Source organism: Microcoleus vaginatus PCC 9802 (genome assembly GCA_022701275.1).
In the GTDB taxonomy this organism is placed as follows: domain Bacteria; phylum Cyanobacteriota; class Cyanobacteriia; order Cyanobacteriales; family Microcoleaceae; genus Microcoleus; species Microcoleus vaginatus_A.
In genome coordinates this window covers 4,836,520-4,854,317 of record CP031740.1, presented here as the reverse complement: position 1 = coordinate 4,854,317, position 17,798 = coordinate 4,836,520, and the positions used below count along the sequence as shown (strand labels likewise).

General features: G+C 47.5%; 14 protein-coding genes. 7 read left to right on the top strand and 7 right to left on the bottom strand.

What is annotated here, in order from left to right:
• Positions 1–664: 664 nt before the first annotated feature.
• Entirely contained in the window at positions 665–4,006 is a 3,342-nt protein-coding gene (locus D0A34_19840; GenBank protein ID UNU20826.1) for a PAS domain-containing sensor histidine kinase, read from the bottom strand.
• Positions 4,007–4,413: 407 nt separating this feature from the next.
• Positions 4,414–5,073 (bottom strand): HAD family hydrolase, encoded by a 660-nt coding sequence (locus D0A34_19835; GenBank protein UNU20825.1) that lies wholly within the window; start codon positions 5,071–5,073, stop codon positions 4,414–4,416.
• 111 nt (positions 5,074–5,184) lie between these two features.
• Here D0A34_19835 and D0A34_19830 point away from each other — a divergent pair, with 111 nt between their 5' ends.
• The gene (locus tag D0A34_19830; GenBank protein ID UNU20824.1) at positions 5,185–5,970 is read left to right on the top strand and encodes a Uma2 family endonuclease; all 786 of its coding nucleotides are present in this window, start codon (positions 5,185–5,187) and stop codon (positions 5,968–5,970) included.
• Between the two features lie 293 nt (positions 5,971–6,263).
• The gene (locus D0A34_19825) at positions 6,264–8,072 is read left to right on the top strand and encodes an aspartate kinase (protein UNU20823.1); all 1,809 of its coding nucleotides are present in this window, start codon (positions 6,264–6,266) and stop codon (positions 8,070–8,072) included.
• 376 nt (positions 8,073–8,448) lie between these two features.
• Here D0A34_19825 and dcm read toward each other — a convergent pair whose 3' ends face one another.
• Entirely contained in the window at positions 8,449–9,480 is a 1,032-nt protein-coding gene (dcm, locus tag D0A34_19820; protein UNU20822.1) for a DNA (cytosine-5-)-methyltransferase, read from the bottom strand.
• A 337-nt stretch (positions 9,481–9,817) separates the two neighbouring features.
• Between dcm and D0A34_19815 the strand changes: the two genes are divergently transcribed.
• On the top strand, positions 9,818–10,201 hold the full coding sequence (locus D0A34_19815) for a DUF4346 domain-containing protein (GenBank protein UNU20821.1): 384 nt from the start codon (positions 9,818–9,820) through the stop codon (positions 10,199–10,201).
• A gap of 59 nt (positions 10,202–10,260) precedes the next feature.
• Here the strand turns inward: D0A34_19815 and D0A34_19810 are convergent, their stop codons facing one another.
• Complete coding sequence (locus tag D0A34_19810; protein ID UNU20820.1) at positions 10,261–10,983, bottom strand: YgcG family protein; 723 nt, start codon at positions 10,981–10,983, stop codon at positions 10,261–10,263.
• Positions 10,984–11,115: 132 nt separating this feature from the next.
• Here D0A34_19810 and D0A34_19805 point away from each other — a divergent pair, with 132 nt between their 5' ends.
• On the top strand, positions 11,116–11,346 hold the full coding sequence (locus tag D0A34_19805) for a hypothetical protein (protein UNU20819.1): 231 nt from the start codon (positions 11,116–11,118) through the stop codon (positions 11,344–11,346).
• A gap of 152 nt (positions 11,347–11,498) precedes the next feature.
• On the opposite strand, the gene D0A34_19800 is transcribed toward D0A34_19805, so the two are convergent.
• Positions 11,499–12,044, bottom strand: a complete 546-nt coding sequence (locus D0A34_19800) for an NAD(P)H-dependent oxidoreductase (GenBank protein UNU20818.1) — start codon at positions 12,042–12,044, stop codon at positions 11,499–11,501.
• A gap of 326 nt (positions 12,045–12,370) precedes the next feature.
• On the opposite strand from D0A34_19800, the gene hflB reads away from it, so the two are divergent.
• Positions 12,371–14,305, top strand: coding sequence for an ATP-dependent zinc metalloprotease FtsH (gene hflB, locus D0A34_19795; protein ID UNU22381.1), 1,935 nt, complete (start codon positions 12,371–12,373; stop codon positions 14,303–14,305).
• A 263-nt stretch (positions 14,306–14,568) separates the two neighbouring features.
• Here the strand turns inward: hflB and D0A34_19790 are convergent, their stop codons facing one another.
• Positions 14,569–15,177 (bottom strand): M23 family peptidase, encoded by a 609-nt coding sequence (locus D0A34_19790; protein UNU22380.1) that lies wholly within the window; start codon positions 15,175–15,177, stop codon positions 14,569–14,571.
• Positions 15,178–15,347: 170 nt separating this feature from the next.
• Positions 15,348–15,560: a hypothetical protein gene (locus tag D0A34_19785; GenBank protein UNU20817.1), complete on the bottom strand. Its 213-nt coding sequence runs from the start codon at positions 15,558–15,560 to the stop codon at positions 15,348–15,350.
• 6 nt (positions 15,561–15,566) lie between these two features.
• On the opposite strand from D0A34_19785, the gene D0A34_19780 reads away from it, so the two are divergent.
• Together D0A34_19780 and D0A34_19775 are read left to right on the top strand one after the other, a co-directional pair.
• A complete protein-coding gene (locus D0A34_19780; protein ID UNU20816.1) occupies positions 15,567–15,947 on the top strand; it encodes a hypothetical protein in 381 nt (126 codons plus the stop codon).
• A 337-nt stretch (positions 15,948–16,284) separates the two neighbouring features.
• Entirely contained in the window at positions 16,285–17,733 is a 1,449-nt protein-coding gene (locus tag D0A34_19775) for an ATP-dependent DNA helicase RecQ (GenBank protein UNU20815.1), read from the top strand.
• Positions 17,734–17,798: the final 65 nt, after the last annotated feature.

Here is a 17,798-nt window from a genome sequence, read left to right as displayed (position 1 = left end):
TATATAGCAATCCTCAATGAGTCATAAATTTTTTACCCCACCCCAACCCTCCCCTTACCAAGGGTAGGAAGTAAGAAATTCACAAATGATTTAGGATTGCTATAATATTTTTCAGTTAAGTCAGGTACACATTAATAATGGGTAAGGGGGCCCTGAGTGTAGATTACCTGATTAAGTTGAAAACTGCTATATGTAAGGTACGCCTGAAAAACCTTACCGCGTTAGGGTAGGGTGTTATATCAATTCCGGTTGCCTCGGAATAGTCAAATCCAGTCAACAGTCAACACTCACGCATGGAGGGTGCAACCGAAATTGATAGAATTCATCTACGTTAATGTGTGTTTATCTGCCTGTAGCTGCGGTTAAAAAAAGAGAATTTATTCACCGCACATGACAATGGCTTGGCGCTGATTCCCGCAGATGAAAAGAAGAGGTAGGAATAATTACGATGCTAACAGATTTGATATCAAACCACTTGTTGCCTCTCATGTTCGTCTAATACCAAATCCGGCTTAAATACCCCGTTGATTTCTTAGTCAGTCTGGACTCGAACTTCGATTAGGTAGGAGCGGTTTCAACCAGTCTTATCAAGGGGTTTTTAAAGCGGATTCGGATAAATACCCATCATATCAAGCATGAGATCCTGATTAGCGTCGTCCTGATGTCAACGAATTGGAATTTCGATGATAAATTCAGTGCCTTTACCGGGTTCTGAGAGGCACTGCAATTTGCCGTTGTGTTTTTCAACGACAATTTGGTGCGAAATTGATAAACCCAAACCTGTGCCTTTACCTACGGGTTTTGTGGTAAAAAACGGGTCAAACAAACGCACAATCTGATCTTCGGGAATGCCCTGACCGTTGTCTTTGATCCGAATTAAAATGCTCTTGTCATCAATCGTTTCAGTTTGAATGGTAATAGTAGGACAGATAGAATTTGCAGTGTCTTTGGCTTGGCTGCTGCTTTCTTCCAAGGCGTCGATCGCATTTGCCAATACATTCATAAATACCTGATTTAACAGTCCGGGATGACAGTTTATTTGCGGCAGTTCTCCGTATTCTTTGATCACTTTAATGCCCTGCCATTTTGCCTTGGCTTTCAGCCGGGTGTTCAACATTAACAAGGTACTTTCTAAACCTTCGTGAATGTCGGCAGTCTTGATTTTAGCTTCGTCTGCCCGCGAGAAATTGCGAAGAGTTTGAATAATTTCTACAATGCGCTCGCATCCTGTCTGCATCGAACTGAGCAACTTGGGCAGGTCTTCTGCTAGAAATTCTAAGTCTATATCATCGGCTTGTTGCTGAAGTTTTGCTGGGGGATTCGGGTACTCTTCTCGATACACCTGTACGATTTCTAATAAGTCTAGAACGTAGCCTCGGACGTGGCAGAGGTTGCCAGCGACAAAGCCAACTGGGTTGTTAATTTCGTGGGCAATTCCTGCTAGCACCTGTCCGAGGGAAGACATTTTTTCGGTTTGTACTAACTGCATTTGAGTTTGCTGCAAGTCGCTCAAAGCTGTTTGCAGTTCTTGGGATTTTTGTCGATCGCGATCGGCGGCGGCGGCCCGTTCTTCCTCAACTCCGATCGCCCCGGCAATAATTCCGATCAGCTTGCAGTCGGCTTCTGTGGGCGCGATCGACTCGGTGTAGACAACGCACACCGCACCCACATAATTGTCGCCCAGCCGCACTGCTTGTCCCAGATAGCTTTGCAGTTGGTAGCGGATGACAGCGGGATCGGTTTGGGCGTAGATCGTGTTCTGCAAGTCAGGAATGGCAACAGCCCGATCGCTTCCTTTGCTGCATACGTCGGTGCAGATGTGGCCCTCGGCGCGATCGACCAGCGGGTAGTCCGGCGGCGCTTGCCAAGTCGTGATTGCGTGCAGCAGTCCGCCACCTAAGCGGCTGTAAATGGCGCTGCTTCCCCCCAAAAGCTCGCCGGCTAAGGATGTCAGACGCTGGATGTTCTCAGCGGCGTCGGTGGTGAATCCCAAAAAGCACTCGTTGATTTTGCTGAGGCGGTACTCTGCTTGCCTGCGCGCCGTCATGTCGCGGGAGTTGATCACAATTCCTTTCACAGCGGGGTCTGCTAGCAAGTTGATGCCGACACCTTCAAGAAAACACCAAGAACCGTCAGCGCGCCGGAACCGACCTTCTAGGGCGATCGGATCGCCTGGATTTGCGATCAGTTTTTCGCCGTCGGAAATCACCGAGGGCAGGTCGTCCGGGTGGATCAAATCGAGAGCAATTTGACCGGCGAGTTCATAGGGTTCGTAGCCTAAAACTCTTTCTACAGACGGGCTTTCGTAAACAATGTGACCACTGGCGTCGAGAATAGTAATGATGTCGGAACTATTGAGAATTAGCGATCGCCACTTAGCCTCATTTTGGAACAAAGCTGACTCGGCTTGTTTGCGATCGGTAATATCCTCTACCATTTGCAAAATAAACTGTGGCGTTCCCTGACTGCTGTCGATGACAGAGGCGCTGAGGCGTCCCCACCTGATGCTGCCGTCTTGGCGGAGGTAGCGCTTCTCGATTTGGTAAGCTTCGCGGGAGCCCGCGACCAACTGTTGGCGCAACTGGCGCGAAACTGGTGCGTCTTCTGGGTGCGCGCAGTCGTCGAGGCCGACACCCCGCAGTTGAGCTTCCGATCGCCCTAGCATAGCTTGAAAGGCCGGATTAGTGGCGATCGCAACACCTTCGAGGGTAGCGACTACCATGCCGATCGCAGCGCGTTCAAAAATTGCCCGAAACCGCTGTTCGCTGTCTCGCAAAGCTGCGTCCGCTTCCACTTCCTGGGTGATGTCCCGCCCCGCCACTGCCAAACCTTTGCGCGAACCGTCGGGGTTGAACAGCGGCACTTTCCGCACTTCAAACAAATTGCTGCCGCCTGTGGGCAAGGAGACAATTTGGCGGCTGGAGGTAAGAGTGCCTGCTTCCCAGGTGGTTTCGTCGGTTTCCTGCCAAGTTAGCAGGATTTCTCTAACTCTCGGATCGGCGGCGGCAGCTAGTTCGGCAGTAGTTTTACCCTGGTAGTCTGAGGTTTCCCAGCCCAAAAGTTGGAGGGCGCAGTCGTTGGCAATCAGCCAGCGCCCCTCGCTGTCTGTGAGGTTGATCGCGTCGGGCACGGCGTTAATCGCGGTTTTCAGCCAGTATTGTTGATTTCGCAGCGCTGCTTCGGCTTGTTTGCGGGCGGCGATTTCGGCGACGGTTCCTTCGTAGTAAAGGAGTTCGCCGCCTTCGCCGCGGACTTCGCGCACGTTTTCCGAGATCCAGGTAGTGCTGCCGTCTTTGCGGCGGACGCAGGACTCAAACTCTTTCAGGGAGCCATTTTTGCTGATTTCTGCAATGAAGGAAGCGCGGCGGGTGCGATCGGCGTAAAGGTTTTTTGCCGAACATTTTGCGATCAGTTCTGACGGGGAATCGTAGCCGTACATTCGGGCGAGTGCCTGGTTGGCGCTGAGGTAGCGCCCGTCTGGGGCGGTTTGAAATATGCCTTCGGTGGCGTTTTCAAAGATGCTGCGGTATTTTGCCTCGGCTTGTTTGAGGGCTTCTTCTGCTTGTTTACGATCGGTGATATCAGCTTGGACGCCGATGAAGTGGGTGACGATCCCGCTGCTGTCGCGCACCGGCGAGATGGTGAGTTCGTTCCAGAAAGGGGTGCCGTCTTTGCGGTAGTTTTTCAGAACTACTTTGCAGTCATGCTGTTCTTTCAGGGCCACACGGATTTGATCGACGGCAGCGCCATCGGTATCCGGGCCTTGCAGGAAGCGGCAGTTCTGCCCGATTATTTCGCTGCGATCGTAGCCTGTAATCCGCTCGAAAGCCCCGTTGCAGTACACTATAGGCTTGTCCGGCCGGGTAGCGTCCGCGATCGCGATGCCGTTGCTGGTAGCTGCCAGGGCGCGATCGTACAGCCGAAATACTTCTTCTATTAAATTCGGTGTGCCGCCAGTACGAGCCGGCGATAGCGTTTCAGAAGGAATGCTTATATCGATCTGCATGAGTTTCTATAAATTGAGTTTATTGTAGATCCCGACTGGCAGCACACCCTAGACTTTAACAGAATTGCCTGTTTTCCACAGGCAGAAGTTAGAAGGCTATTATGCAGCATTTGGGCGGTAAATCCTACCTAAAAAAAATCTGGCTTCCCTCGTTTTTTTCCTCTTTGCTTCTGCCTTGTGCCTTCTACCTTCAAAGGAATCCTACTTGTTAATTTATAATAGCTGTTCCAGGGATCACTCTATCTTTGGTATGGTTTGCTTGGCAGGGTTTGGGCGGATTACAAGTTCGGGCATTTATTTTTTTAATTAAATAAAAAATTCCTCATCCGGCTCTAGTAAAAATAAATTAATTAAATACTTTTTAGTTAAATGATTCAAACTCTTCTCTCAAACAAACCGAGGAAAAATTAATTTTGAACGAACACAGCAAGTTCTGAAATATCGTCGATCGCGAAAGTCGGTTCTAGGGCGAGACACTGAGCGCGATCGCCATATCCGTAAGCCGCCCAACAAACATCTATCCCAGCATTTTTAGCAAACAGCAAATCAATCGCTGTATCGCCAACCATTAAAATTTGACTGTTATCCAATTCCGGGAACAGCGGTTTAATAATCGAGTGAAAAACAGTCGGATTAGGTTTCGGAATTATTTCTCCGTTATCACCTAAAATTAAATCAAAAAAACTGTGAATCTTCAAAGTTCTCAGGAACAAATTAACAAAACTAACGTGTTTGTTGCTAAAAAGTCCCAGGCTCAAGCCAGACTTGCTCACCAACTGCAACATTTGCTTTGTCCCGGGAAATAAATCTACCTGCTTTTCACCTTCAGTCCGATAATAAGAGCGGTAAGTTTCAACCCATTCGGGAATTGCGCTTTCCTCGATCGCCGGATGGAGGATTTTAAAAGAATTTGGTAAATTGATGCCTATCGTACCTATAATAGTATCAGCAGCAGGCGGGGCAATATGGAAAGTTTCAAAAGTTTTGGTAAAGCAAAATACAATAGCTTTGTGAGTAATTGCTAAGGTGCCGTCGAAGTCAAAAATAATTAATTTGTACTTACTCATATTTCTGAAAACTTTCTATATAGCAATCGGAGGTTTCCAATGACCTAATAGCATTATTAATCTCTACGTCACCACTTATAAGTATAATCTTTAAACATTCAAGAGGTCAACATGAGTGTCACCGAAAAAGCCGAAATTATAGCCACAGATTTCCCAGACCACACTCAATTACCAGACTCCGACGGTACTTTTGTGAAAAACTTTCAAGAACATCCTCAAAGCATCCTGTTAACAACATCAATTCGACCCATTTTAGACCAAATTCATCCCGACGGACAATACTGCATCGGTCAAGATTCCGGTATTTACTGGCGAGTGGCCAGGCCCCCAGAACCGCCAGAAAGAGGAGCCGAAGCACCTGATTGGTTTTACGTGCCCGACGTGCCGCCAACTCTTGACGGAAATCTTCGCCGCTCCTATGTAATGTGGCAGGAATTAATGCCGCCTCGGATTGTACTTGAATTTGTTTCTGGTGATGGCAGTGAAGAAAGAGATAGGACTCCTCGCCAGGGCAAATTCTGGATTTACGAACGGATAATTCGACCTGCTTTTTACGGCATTTATGAAGTCAAAAAGGCACAAGTAGAAGTATATCATTTGGTAGAAGATCGGTTCGAGTTAGTCCCACAAAATGAGCGCGGACATTACCAGATCGCACAAATAGGAGTGGAATTAGGCATTTGGCAAGGGGTTTATCAGGGTGTAGAACTGCCTTGGCTGCGCTGGTGGGATGCCTCTGGGAATTTGCTGCCGGCCGCCGAAGAGCGGGCAGAACAAGCCCAATTGGCAGCAGAACAAGCGCAGTCAGAAGCAGACCAAGAACGACAAAGGCGCATAGAAGCTGAGTTGCGAATTCAAGCTTTAGAAGCGCGTTTGCGAGAGTTAGAAGGACGGTAATTCGATTTTAGATTTTAGATTTTAGATTTTAGATTGGGGATGACAGATGATTATCGGGGTTGGGTTCTTCATAAGTCATTCGCAATTCTTCAATTCTTCAATCAACAATCTAAATTCGCATAAGTCGCAGATTCCGGTAGGGACACGGCATTGCCCTGTCCCTAGGAATATAATGTGCTGTAAAAACCCGATCGCCTAGCAGCCTCCTCAGAAACGATATAAACATTCATCGGTTATTATCAAAAATTTGCGTATATTAACTTAAGTATTGCATCACTTTTTGTGTAAGTCCTATGGCACTAATTGTTCAGAAATATGGCGGAACCTCGGTTGGCACAGTCGATCGCATTTTGGAAGTAGCCCGACGAGTAGTAAAAACAGCACAGCTCGGCAACTCTCTCGTTGTCGTACTTTCAGCGATGGGCAAAACCACCGACGGTTTAGTTAAACTCGCCAAGGAAATTTCCGCAAATCCCAACAAGCGGGAAATGGATATGTTGCTCTCCACTGGGGAACAAGTCTCGATCGCACTTTTGAGCATGGCATTGCAGGAAATGGGACAGCCCGCAATTTCCCTCACCGGCGCCCAAGTCGGCATTGTCACCGAAGCCGCCCACACCCGCGCCCGGATTTTGCGAATCGACCCGAATCGGCTCCAGAGCCAGTTAAAAAGCGGTAAAGTCGTTGTGGTTGCTGGTTTCCAAGGTATCGCCGATGCCGGAGAATTGGAAATTACCACTTTGGGCCGTGGCGGTTCCGACACAACCGCAGTAGCCTTGGCTGCAGCCCTGCGGGCCGACAGATGCGAAATTTATACCGACGTGCCCGGAATTCTGACTACAGATCCGCGCTTGGTTGCCGACGCGCAATTGATGGACGAAATCACTTGCGACGAAATGCTGGAATTGGCGAGTTTGGGCGCAAAAGTCCTGCATCCGCGCGCTGTAGAAATTGCCAAGAATTACGGCGTGCCGCTGGTAGTGCTTTCTAGCTGGAGTGACGCCCCCGGTACCCGTGTAGTGTCCCCACCCCCCAAACTTCGGCCTTTGGAGGGTTTGGAGCTCGCAACAGCGGTGGATGCGGTGGAATTTGACTTAGATCAGGCAGGGGTGTCGCTACTGCGTTTGCCCGATCGCCCCGGCGTAGCAGCGCGGTTGTTTGGTGCGATCGCGCAGCAAAACCTCGATGTAGACTTAATTATTCAGTCAATTCATGAAGGAAATACTAACGATATTGCCTTTACAGTGACGCGAAAATCTCTCCAACAAGCTACTGCGGTTGCAGATGCAATTATCCCCGCCCTCGGCAAGAATTCTCGCGCAGAATTGGGAGAACCGGAAGTGAAAGCAGAAGAGCGGCCAATAGCTAAAGTTAGCATTGCGGGTGCGGGAATGATCGGTCGTCCGAGGGTAGCCGCGCAGATGTTTAAGACTTTAGCGGATGCAGGAATTAACATTCAAATGATTTCCACTTCCGAGGTGAAAGTTAGTTGTGCGATCGATGCCGAAGATTGCGATCGGGCAGTTGCCGAACTCTGCAAAACATTTGATGTTGCCAACTCCCCTATTGGGCTGCGTTCATCATCCCAAAAACCGCCCGCAGTCCGCGCCGTTGCGTTGGATATCAATCAAGCGCGTCTAGCAATTCGCCAATTGCCCGATCGCCCCGGAGTAGCAGCAAAACTGTTCGGACTTTTAGCCGAGGAAAATATCAGCGTAGATACAATCATTCAGTCGCAGCGCTGTCACAATATTGACGGCATATTAACTCGCGACATTGCATTCACCGTAGCACAAATTGACGCCGAAGCTGCTAAAAACGCCCTCGAAAAAGCCGCCCCCGAATTTGGATGGGGCGAAGTAGCAGTCGATACACAAATAGCCAAAGTTAGTGTTGTCGGTTCCGGGATGGTAGCGCATCCGGGAGTAGCGGCAAAGATGTTTGAAGCGCTTTCCCGCCAGCAAATCAACATTCAAATGATTGCAACTTCTGAGATTAAAATTAGCTGCGTTGTGGATGAAGGACAAGGAGTAACTGCTTTGAAAGCAATTCACGCAGCCTTTGAACTTGCCGGCACCGAAAAAATCCAAGTTCCCGCCTAATTATTGTTTGCAGTCAGGAATTAAGATTGCGTCCGATCCGTTGTTGTATGGCGGTTTTCGGTAGGGACACGGCAGTGCCGTGTCCTTGCAAATATCGCGGACACAGCAGTGGTGTATCCCTACAAATGTATTCGGATTTGGACACCGTACTGCCGTGTTCATACAAATATCGATCGACTGTCAACTATGGGAGTTTTGAGTGCAAATTTCACAGCATGAGGCTGTGTTAAAATGAAACTGGCGATCGAATTAAGGAATTTAATTTTAGTCCTGTATTAGTAGAGTGCGTCAGAACCAAAATCCTCGCTTATCGCTCTCTAAATCCGTCTGACGCACCTTACAAGTCAATTGGAGTGGCACACTTGCGTAAGTGCTGTTAGAAAATAGCAAGCTCTAAATATTCATTTATTTCTCTGGGCAATCCCTTCATTTCATCATACAATAAATTTTGACTTAATATTTCTTGCGCGATCGCCTCCACCACAGGTACACAAACCGAATTCCCAATTTGCTTGTAACTTTCCCCCGCACTTGGATAACTTTTAAAATCTTCAGGAAAACCCATAAGACGGTAACATTCCTTCAGCGTCAACTTTCTTACCATATCTTGCTCAGGAATGTAGATAAAAAACCTGCCCGATGTTTCTTGCGAAGGAATTGTGGGATGCACTCCCTCTACCGAATAAATGCGATTAGGCTGTCTGTGAACCCTCGATAAATGTTCTGTATTTGGCCTCACGCCAGTTTTCCAAGTACCTTTATTTCTGTAACCTACAAACAAAAGTCCCGAATCTTGCTTTCTCGGAGAATCAATTAAAGTATACTCGGATTTGTCCAATATTTCAAAATCCCCTGTCTTGTCTAGAAATTCCCTGAGTTTTGGAGTCAACTGGGTTTTAAGCCGAGAAAAATTGAATGGTTGACCTTGAGTTGCAATAATGAATATTCTTTCACGATGTTGAGGAATTCCAAAGTCTTTAGCATTCAGCATTTGGTAATTCACCCTGTATCCCAAATCTTCAAGACTGGCAATAATTACTTTTAAGGTATTTCCCTTGTCGTGATGGATTAAGTGCTTGACATTTTCGAGAACGATAACTTTAGGCTGCTTGATTTTTATAATTTTACAAATCTCGAAAAATAGCGTGCCTCTAGTATCTTCAAAACCCAACTTTTTTCCGCAAATGCTAAAAGGTTGGCACGGAAACCCGGCGACTAAAATATCAAAGTCGGCTAAATCGGCTGGATTGATGTTACTGATGTCTGCAAAAGGAACCTCACCGAAATTTTTCTGGTAAGCTTCTCGGCATTTGCTGTTAATTTCGCATGAAAAAACGCATTCAAAGCCTATCTTTTCAAAGCCTTGTCTGAAACCTCCTATTCCTGAAAACAAATCTATAAATTTCATTTTTGCTTAGCTTTAATACCAACAAATTCTATATACAATAATAACCGATTTTGCATCATATATAAGTGAGCAACGACTAAAAAAACACAATACCCAGAGCCCCGACTTCTTGAAAAAGTCGGGGCTCTAACAGCGATCGCCTCTTAAGTTAACTCATCAATTTCTCTGTCCAGTCCGATCGACTCTAGCATAGGAGCGATCGGCAAATTGCAGGGATTGTCGATCGCCCGAAACTTCCCCCGCATTCAACCAACCAACCTGCCAAACTTGTCCCGCAGCCGACTAAACTAGAAATAGCAAAAAAAATATAGCTATTGTTTACTTCCTTTCACCAACCATGAGTCAAACCTTAGAAAATCTCACCGCCATCGATGACAAGCTATCCAAACGCCACATCGACCTCGATCCAGGCGGCTACTTCATCATCTATCTCGATCGCGAAACCAGCTTAATTTGTGCCAAACATTTCACCAACATCATCGACGATCGCGGCCTCGCCGTCGATCCCGAAACTGGTAAACCCATCCCCGCCCGCGGCAAAGTAGAACGCACCCAATCCACACTTTTTACCGGCAGAACCGCCAAAGAACTTTGCGTCAAAATCCTAGAAGAAACCCGCCCCTGTCCGGTGACAATGTTAGATCACGCGGCTTATCTGGGACGGGAATTTGTGCGGGCAGAAATCGCATTGTTGAGCGATCGAGAATACGTTCAAGATTAGTGCAGCCCTGCCTTAATTTCTTGACAAAACGGCAACCGATCGAATTTATCAGCACCCGATCACGAAAAACCTTGATACCAGAAATAAGTCACCATCGGAATCACTGTCGCCAACACCAACAGCACAACCACAACAACTGTGGCATTGCCTTGGTCTGTTTCTTCAGCTTTTTTAAACGTGCCTTCAACTTGAATGTTGTCAACAACTTCAGGAGGACCCGGATCGGGTTCGCCCGACAAAACAGTTGCAATGCGCGTACTTGCAGCCGCAAATGCCTCGTTGTATTTATTGGCTTCCCGCAGGGGCACTTGCACGGTTTCCCCAGCTACACTCTGGGCAATTTCATCGGGTAGCAGGGATTTCACCCCTTCCCCCGTCCGAATTGCCGCGCTGTTGGTAACAGTGTCGAGAACGAGTAAAATTTGATTAGTCTGGTCTTCTTTTTCGGGAAACCACTGTTCAAACAGTTGGTCGGTGAAAGTGGCAGTCGTTTCGCCGTAGTCTAAGCGGTGGATGGTGACAAACCTGACTTGTTTCCCTGTTTTGTTTTCCAGGTTGTCGAGCACGCTGCTGATATTGCTTTCGCTGCTGCGGCTGAGCACGTCGCCTTTGTCGAACACCCAAGTTCGATCGCCCGCCGACAACACGGGCATTTCGTAAACGCCAGTCGCCAATGCCGGCAATACTGCCATCTGGGATGCGATTAGGGCGATCGCGATCGTCGCCGCCAAAGGTTGGAGATATTTTCTCCAGTTAAATAATTGCTTCAGGAGTCGGGTCATGAGGTTAACCGTAAAACTGACTTTTTTCCAAAAATACTATAGAAACCCCCGTAAAATTCATTTTATGCAGGGCAATATTTACAATTAGCTCGCCACTGGAACTCCCCGCCCGATTATTTTAGGATTCTAACTATGGAACCAGCAGACACTTATAAAGGTTGGATTATTCAATCCCAGAAAGTCTTCTACGTCGAGGTTTGGGATAGTCGCGGCAACCGCCACGTCGCCGTCCAAAATGCCAAGACTGAGGAGGAAGCTTTGGAATTGGCCAAAAAGTGGATAGACAAATATGAGTCAAAACCCGGAAGAATGCCGATCGACGTACCCCATCCTTTCGGAGACATGATCGATATGCCCTTTTAACTCAGTTGACTGTTGACTGTTAACAGTTAACATTACAGCTTGTAGGGTACTCTGCTAGAGACAAAACCTCTTCTAATCGAGAAATTATTGGAACTGACGCAGCCAAAGACTATGGCAGTTGCGTCCCGGACTGCATTTGTCATGAGATAAAATTACGAAATTCCTCGCAATTTCCGCGTATTTTCTACTAAACTCCGAGCAAATTCGTCGAACCTTTCAGAGAGTTTTTCATCCAACAATTTACCCTCAGGACTAAAAGCTTTCCAAGCTTGTCCGATCGCAATTTGTTCGGGAATTACCCAAGCGTGCACCCATCTCAAAATCACGCGCAAATCGTTGAGTGCGTTGTTGTTAACTTGCCCTCCCAAAACGCTAATCCCACCCGCAACTTTCCCGTCCAAATGCTCAAAACTCATCAAATCCAGGGCATTCTTGAGAGCACCGCTGATGCTACCGTGATACTCCGGCGTTGCCAAAATCAAGGCGTCGGCTTGCTTAACCGCATTCTGCAGCTTTTCCACATCGGGGTAATCGATATAATCATTCTCACCATTGCAGAATGGCAGATTGAGCGATCGCAAATCGAATATTTCAACTTCCGCGCCCAGGGCTTGCGCCCGTTCTGCGGCCACATTCAACGCTAACTGGCTGTAGGAGCCAGCCCGCAAACTTCCACCAATGCCGACAATTTTTACCATAAAGCTTAAAAACAATAACTGCTTTCCTAAAACGTACTCATTACGAGTATGATTAACATAGCAAGTTCGATCGGCAACTGTCAAGTAAAGTTTCCGATGTAGAAAATAGAAGGAAGAACAGAAGGTTATGGGTAGGAGGGGTGAGTGCTCATAAGCCCGGTCAGGGAAAACAGACTCGGATCGTTCACAAGCCGCTATTTTGAGGGGCCTCTTAAGATGCCCGCGAGAGATAAACCCGTCCAACACCCGCCATCTTGTTAAAATAAATGAACGTAGCAAACCAAAAGCGGTCAATCTTGGCAGTCTTCAACATTGGGCAAAGCAATATGAAAAATTCTTGGAAACACGCATGGCTGGGGCATCTAGCTGTAAACAAAGACAAGTCGAGCCAGAATCCTAAAAAATCAATTCCAGGACGGAATCTTTGGCGCATCCTGGGCAGTTTGGTGATTTCTCAAGGAATATTGCTCTCGACCCCGGTGTTTGCCGACAGCGCGCCAAACACCATGAGTTACAGCCAACTGATCGACAACATAGAAAAAGGCCAAGTCAGTAAAATCGAAGTAGACGAAACTCAAAAAACTGCCAAGGTTAGGCTAAAAAATCAAAAAAGCGATCTAACCCAATCAGTTAGTCTCTTCGATTACAACAACCGAGAACTGTACTCGCAAATCCGCGCCAAAAAGATTGACTTTGAAGTCAAACAAACAGCCGACAACACCGCCGCAGTCAGTTTAGTAGTAAACTTGCTAGTGATTTTTGCAGTCTTGGCAGTGCTGATGGCAATCCTGCGCCGATCGACCCAATCTCAAGGAAATGCCATGAACTTCGGCAAATCCAGAGCTCGTTTCCAAATGGAAGCTAAAACCGGCGTGATGTTCGACGACGTAGCAGGCATCGAAGAAGCTAAAGAAGAACTGCAAGAAGTCGTAACCTTCCTCAAAAAACCCGAACGCTTCAACGCCATCGGCGCCAAAATTCCCAGAGGAGTTCTGTTAATCGGGCCTCCAGGAACCGGCAAAACAATGCTGGCAAAAGCCATCGCAGGCGAAGCAGCCGTCCCCTTCTTCAGCATCTCCGGTTCCGAATTTGTCGAAATGTTTGTCGGAGTCGGCGCCTCCCGCGTCCGCGACTTGTTCCGCAAAGCTAAAGAAAATTCGCCCTGCATCGTCTTCATCGACGAAATAGACGCCGTAGGAAGGCAGCGCGGCGCTGGTATCGGCGGCGGCAACGACGAACGCGAACAAACTCTCAACCAGTTGCTGACAGAGATGGACGGCTTTGAGGGTAACAGTGGCGTGATTGTGATTGCAGCTACTAACCGGCCCGACGTGCTCGATACCGCCCTGCTGCGGCCCGGCAGGTTCGATCGGCAAGTAACGGTAGATTTACCCAGTTACAAAGGGCGTTTGGGGATTTTGCAAGTTCACGCCCGCAACAAAAAACTCGACCCAGAAGTTGCCCTAGACACGATCGCCCGTCGCACTCCCGGCTTTTCCGGTGCCGACTTGGCAAACTTGCTCAACGAAGCAGCTATTCTCACAGCGAGGCGTCGTAAAGACACGATTACTAACTTAGAAGTTCACGACGCGATCGACCGGATCACGATCGGGCTTACCCTCAACCCGCTGCTGGACAGCAAGAAAAAGTGGATGACAGCATACCACGAAGTTGGACACGCCCTAGTCGCGACCATGCTCAAAAATGCTGACCCGGTGGAAAAAGTAACGATTATTCCCCGTTCCGGCGGCATCGAAGGCTTTACTAGCTTTGTGCTCGACGACGAAATGCTCGACAGCGAAGGTTTAAGGAGTCGGGCTTTGCTGTTAAACCGAATTAAAGTAGCTTTGGGGGGACGAGCGGCGGAGGCCGAAATTTATGGCGATGCTGAAATCGACACCGGTGCCGGTAGTGATCTCAGAAAAGTTAGCAGTCTCGCGAGGGAGATGGTAACGCTTTACGGAATGTCGGATTTGGGGCCTGTGGCTTTGGAAAGTCCGAACAATGAGGTGTTTTTGGGCCAGAACTGGAATTCGCGATCCGAGTATTCCGAAGACATGGCAATCAAGATCGATCGGCAAGTCCGGGAAATTGCCTTTGACTGCTACGAAGAAGCTCGCCGAATAATCCGCGAAAATCGGGCTTTGGTAGACAAACTTGTTGAAGCGCTGTTGGATGAAGAAACGATCGACGGCGACGAATTCCGCCAAATTGTCGAGCGGTACACCCAGTTGACCAAAAAAGAGTTAGCCCCAACGTAAAGAGTCATTAGTCATTGGTCATTAGTCAGTAGTTATTCAAGTTTGTAGTGAGGACTTTATTCCTCATTCTCCAAAAAATAAGGACTTTAGTCCTTACTACAAACCAAAAAAAATGACTTTTAACTAATTACTAATGACTACTATAGCAATCCTTGCAAGAGTCGTAAATTTTTACCCCACCCCAACCCTCCCCTTACGAAGGGGAGGGAGTAAGAAATTAACAAATGATGCGAGGATTGCTATCACTACTAACTAATGAGAAATTAAGATTGTTGCGCGTACATTTCCCGAAGTACCAAAGCCGGGTCTACCCAGCGGCCGCCGTACTTCAATCCCCAGTGCAAGTGAGGCCCACTCGTGCGGCCCGTCATCCCAACTCTGGCAATTCTCGCACCCGCAGGCACTGTTTGACCTTGCCAAATTTGCACGGTACCTTCGCGATCGGTATAATAACGCCCGCCGTTAGCTGTTAGCACTCGGCCTCTGAGGTGACAGTAGATGTGTTCCCAATTTCCCGATCGCACCACCATACCAGTGCCGCACCGGCCATCTTCCCAAACTTCCACAATTTGCCCGCCCCACCAATTGCGGATATAGCTGCCTTCCGGGGCGGCCAAGTCCAAACCGTAATGAAAATCGCCGCCACGGGGGCCGAAGGCGGAAGTGTATGTTTCAAAGTTTTCGACTGGAAAAGAAGCTTCTTGCCACAAATTACCCGTCGCTACTCTGTTTGGTAAGCCTGACTGAGCTTTGACCACCTGCTGCTGTAAATAAGGGCTGATCAAAACAATGCCGATCGAAAGTGCCAGCAGCAGCATCTGTCTGAGACGAAAAAAGCGTTTTGCCGTCAGCGGGCCTCTAGAGTTTTGCAGGATTTTTTTCACGGCTCAAAGTTAAATGTGTGTGCGAGTGTGCGTTGTCTGTTAGGCTCACATCTTGCACCAATGCCAATAAAGCTTTCAGGGGCGGGCTTTCCGACCAGTTTCTGAGAAGGGTGCAAGATGTAAGTTGTGCCAATTCGCTGCAAGATTGGCTTTGAGCTCTACCCGCGATCGCGAATCAGTTTAATAACAACGTGTATCTTACTCCATCCAAAACCCGTGTCAAGGCTTCCGGGTAAATGCCCAGGGGTGATAAAAAAAAATTGGCCGAGGAATTGCTGCTGCGGTTGAATTCGATCAAGCTTTTGCTTGACACTATAGTTAAGTTCGGAGATTTTGGATAACATCCAAAATCTCATATTCATCACAAACATCAAGCAATGCTTACTGAAATTTTTCCGTTTAGTTTTGCCATAGACGCAACTGCGATCGCCGGTGCGTCCTTGTGGTCTTTGGCCCTGTACTGGGGTCTGTCGCCCCTGACAGAATGGGTAATCCTGCAACTCAACCGCTGGATGAATTTTGCCGAGAGATCCCTCTACACCTCGGAAGCCGAGTTTGAAAGAACCCGCCAAGCCAGAGAAGCTCAAAATGCCTTTTACGCTTCGCTGTTGAGCATTTTGCCCTTTTTAATTGTGGGCGGATTGTGCAATTGGGGGGTCGAATTGTCTCTGGGTACTGGTTGGGCGGTATCTATGGGTACGATCGCCTGTATTGGCGGCGGCGTTTACGAACTCGGCCGCCGAGACGCTCAATCTTAAAGGATTTTAGATTTTGGATTTTGGATTTTGGATTGCTGAAGATATTCGGGGATTCGCAGGGTTCTAGAATGGACGATCGTCTCAAATCCAAAACTCAAAATCTAAAATAGACGAGCAATTACATAAATCTTTGATAGGGCCGGTCAACCGCAGATGTAAGGCAGATAAACACAGATAAACGCAGATAATTTTAAGAATAGTTATTGTAGGGTGCGTCAGTTGTACAATCTTCGCTAAATACAGAGCGTATTGTTGCTGACGCACCCTACGGCCTCAGATTCACTAATTATGTAGGGCACGCACTGCTCACCTTACGTCTGATTTGGGGATAAATCCAATGAAATACCAACCAGAACCAATATCATTAAATCAAGCCCGCGCCGCCTTCCAAAAAATCTGGGGATACGACGACTTTCGACCACCCCAAGGAGAAATTGTCGGTAGTTTATTAGCCGGAAAAGATACAATTATAATTATGCCGACAGGTGGTGGCAAATCAATCTGCTTTCAACTGCCAGCTTTGTTGCAAACAGGCTTAACTTTGGTTGTTTCGCCGTTAGTTGCACTGATGGAAAATCAAGTGCAAGAATTGCGCGATCGCAATCTTCCTGCTTCCCTCCTCCACAGTCAATTGCCTACAGCGCAGCGCCGACAAACTATGCAATCGCTGCAACAAAACAAATTAAGATTGCTGTACCTGTCTCCTGAAACGTTACTCAGCAAACCTGTTTGGGAAATTATCAGTCAGCCGCACATCCAAATCAACGGTTTAATATTAGATGAAGCTCACTGTTTAGTGCAGTGGGGTGATACTTTTCGACCAGCTTACCGCCGTTTGGGAACAGTGCGGCCGGCTTTGTTGAAAGCTAAACCCGAAGGAAGTAAAATTGCGATCGCCGCTTTCACCGCTACCGCCAACCCGGAAGCACAGCAGACAATCAAAAATGTATTGCAACTGCGAAAACCAGAAGCCTTTCTGCTAAGTCCGTACCGTTCTAACCTGCACCTGCAAGTGCAGACTGTCTGGACGCCGAGAGGACGCAAGCAGCAATTATTAAATTTTATCAAAGAGCGACAAAAACAAGCAGGTTTAGTCTATGTCCGCACCAGAAAAGATAGCGAAAATTTGGCGGATTTGTTGGACGCAGCAGGTTATGAAACAGCAGCATATCATGCAGGTTTGAGTCCAGAATCACGACGAAAAATAGAAACAGCTTGGCTGAACAATGAGCTTAAATTCGTGACTTGTACGTCAGCATTCGGGATGGGAATTAATAAGCCAGATGTCCGGTGGGTTGTTCACTTTCAAGCACCTTTGCTATTATCGGAATACATTCAGGAAATTGGTAGAGGCGGACGCGACGGCAAATCGGCGATCGCCCTGACATTGATTAGCGAACCTACGGGTTTGCTTTATCCTGAAGATAAACAAAGAGCACAATTTTTTCAAGATAAATTGCGATCGCAATACCGAGAAGCTCAGCAATTAGCAAAAAAACTGCCAGTTAAAGGCGATATAGAAGCAGTTTCCCGTGAATTTCCTGAAAGCGATCTCGCCCTTTCAATCTTGCACAGCAGCGGACAATTAACATGGCAAGATCCTTTTAATTATGCGATCAATAAATCTCCACAGCAAAAAGCGGAAAAATTAAGTTTTACCGCAGCGGAAGAAATGGCAAAATATCTCAAACATCGCGAGTGCAGGTGGCAATTTTTGCTGCAAGCTTTTGGGTTTGCCAAGGAAGCTACATCAATGCGCTGCGGCCACTGCGATAATTGTCGATAGAATTGACGATTATACTCAAACGACTTAACCACTCCCATCCAAGAAACCGGATTTTTTACCGAATC

What these genes read in the sequence shown, in the direction of transcription:
- D0A34_19840 (UNU20826.1), bottom strand. Translation starts at nt 4,006, where the DNA reads ATGCAGATCGATATAAGCATTCCTTCTGAAACGCTATCGCCGGCTCGT.
- D0A34_19835 (UNU20825.1), bottom strand. Translation starts at nt 5,073, where the DNA reads ATGAGTAAGTACAAATTAATTATTTTTGACTTCGACGGCACCTTAGCA.
- D0A34_19830 (UNU20824.1), top strand. Translation starts at nt 5,185, where the DNA reads ATGAGTGTCACCGAAAAAGCCGAAATTATAGCCACAGATTTCCCAGAC.
- D0A34_19825 (UNU20823.1), top strand. Translation starts at nt 6,264, where the DNA reads ATGGCACTAATTGTTCAGAAATATGGCGGAACCTCGGTTGGCACAGTC.
- dcm (UNU20822.1), bottom strand. Translation starts at nt 9,480, where the DNA reads ATGAAATTTATAGATTTGTTTTCAGGAATAGGAGGTTTCAGACAAGGC.
- D0A34_19815 (UNU20821.1), top strand. Translation starts at nt 9,818, where the DNA reads ATGAGTCAAACCTTAGAAAATCTCACCGCCATCGATGACAAGCTATCC.
- D0A34_19810 (UNU20820.1), bottom strand. Translation starts at nt 10,983, where the DNA reads ATGACCCGACTCCTGAAGCAATTATTTAACTGGAGAAAATATCTCCAA.
- D0A34_19805 (UNU20819.1), top strand. Translation starts at nt 11,116, where the DNA reads ATGGAACCAGCAGACACTTATAAAGGTTGGATTATTCAATCCCAGAAA.
- D0A34_19800 (UNU20818.1), bottom strand. Translation starts at nt 12,044, where the DNA reads ATGGTAAAAATTGTCGGCATTGGTGGAAGTTTGCGGGCTGGCTCCTAC.
- hflB (UNU22381.1), top strand. Translation starts at nt 12,371, where the DNA reads ATGAAAAATTCTTGGAAACACGCATGGCTGGGGCATCTAGCTGTAAAC.
- D0A34_19785 (UNU20817.1), bottom strand. Translation starts at nt 15,560, where the DNA reads ATGTTTGTGATGAATATGAGATTTTGGATGTTATCCAAAATCTCCGAA.
- D0A34_19780 (UNU20816.1), top strand. Translation starts at nt 15,567, where the DNA reads ATGCTTACTGAAATTTTTCCGTTTAGTTTTGCCATAGACGCAACTGCG.
- D0A34_19775 (UNU20815.1), top strand. Translation starts at nt 16,285, where the DNA reads ATGAAATACCAACCAGAACCAATATCATTAAATCAAGCCCGCGCCGCC.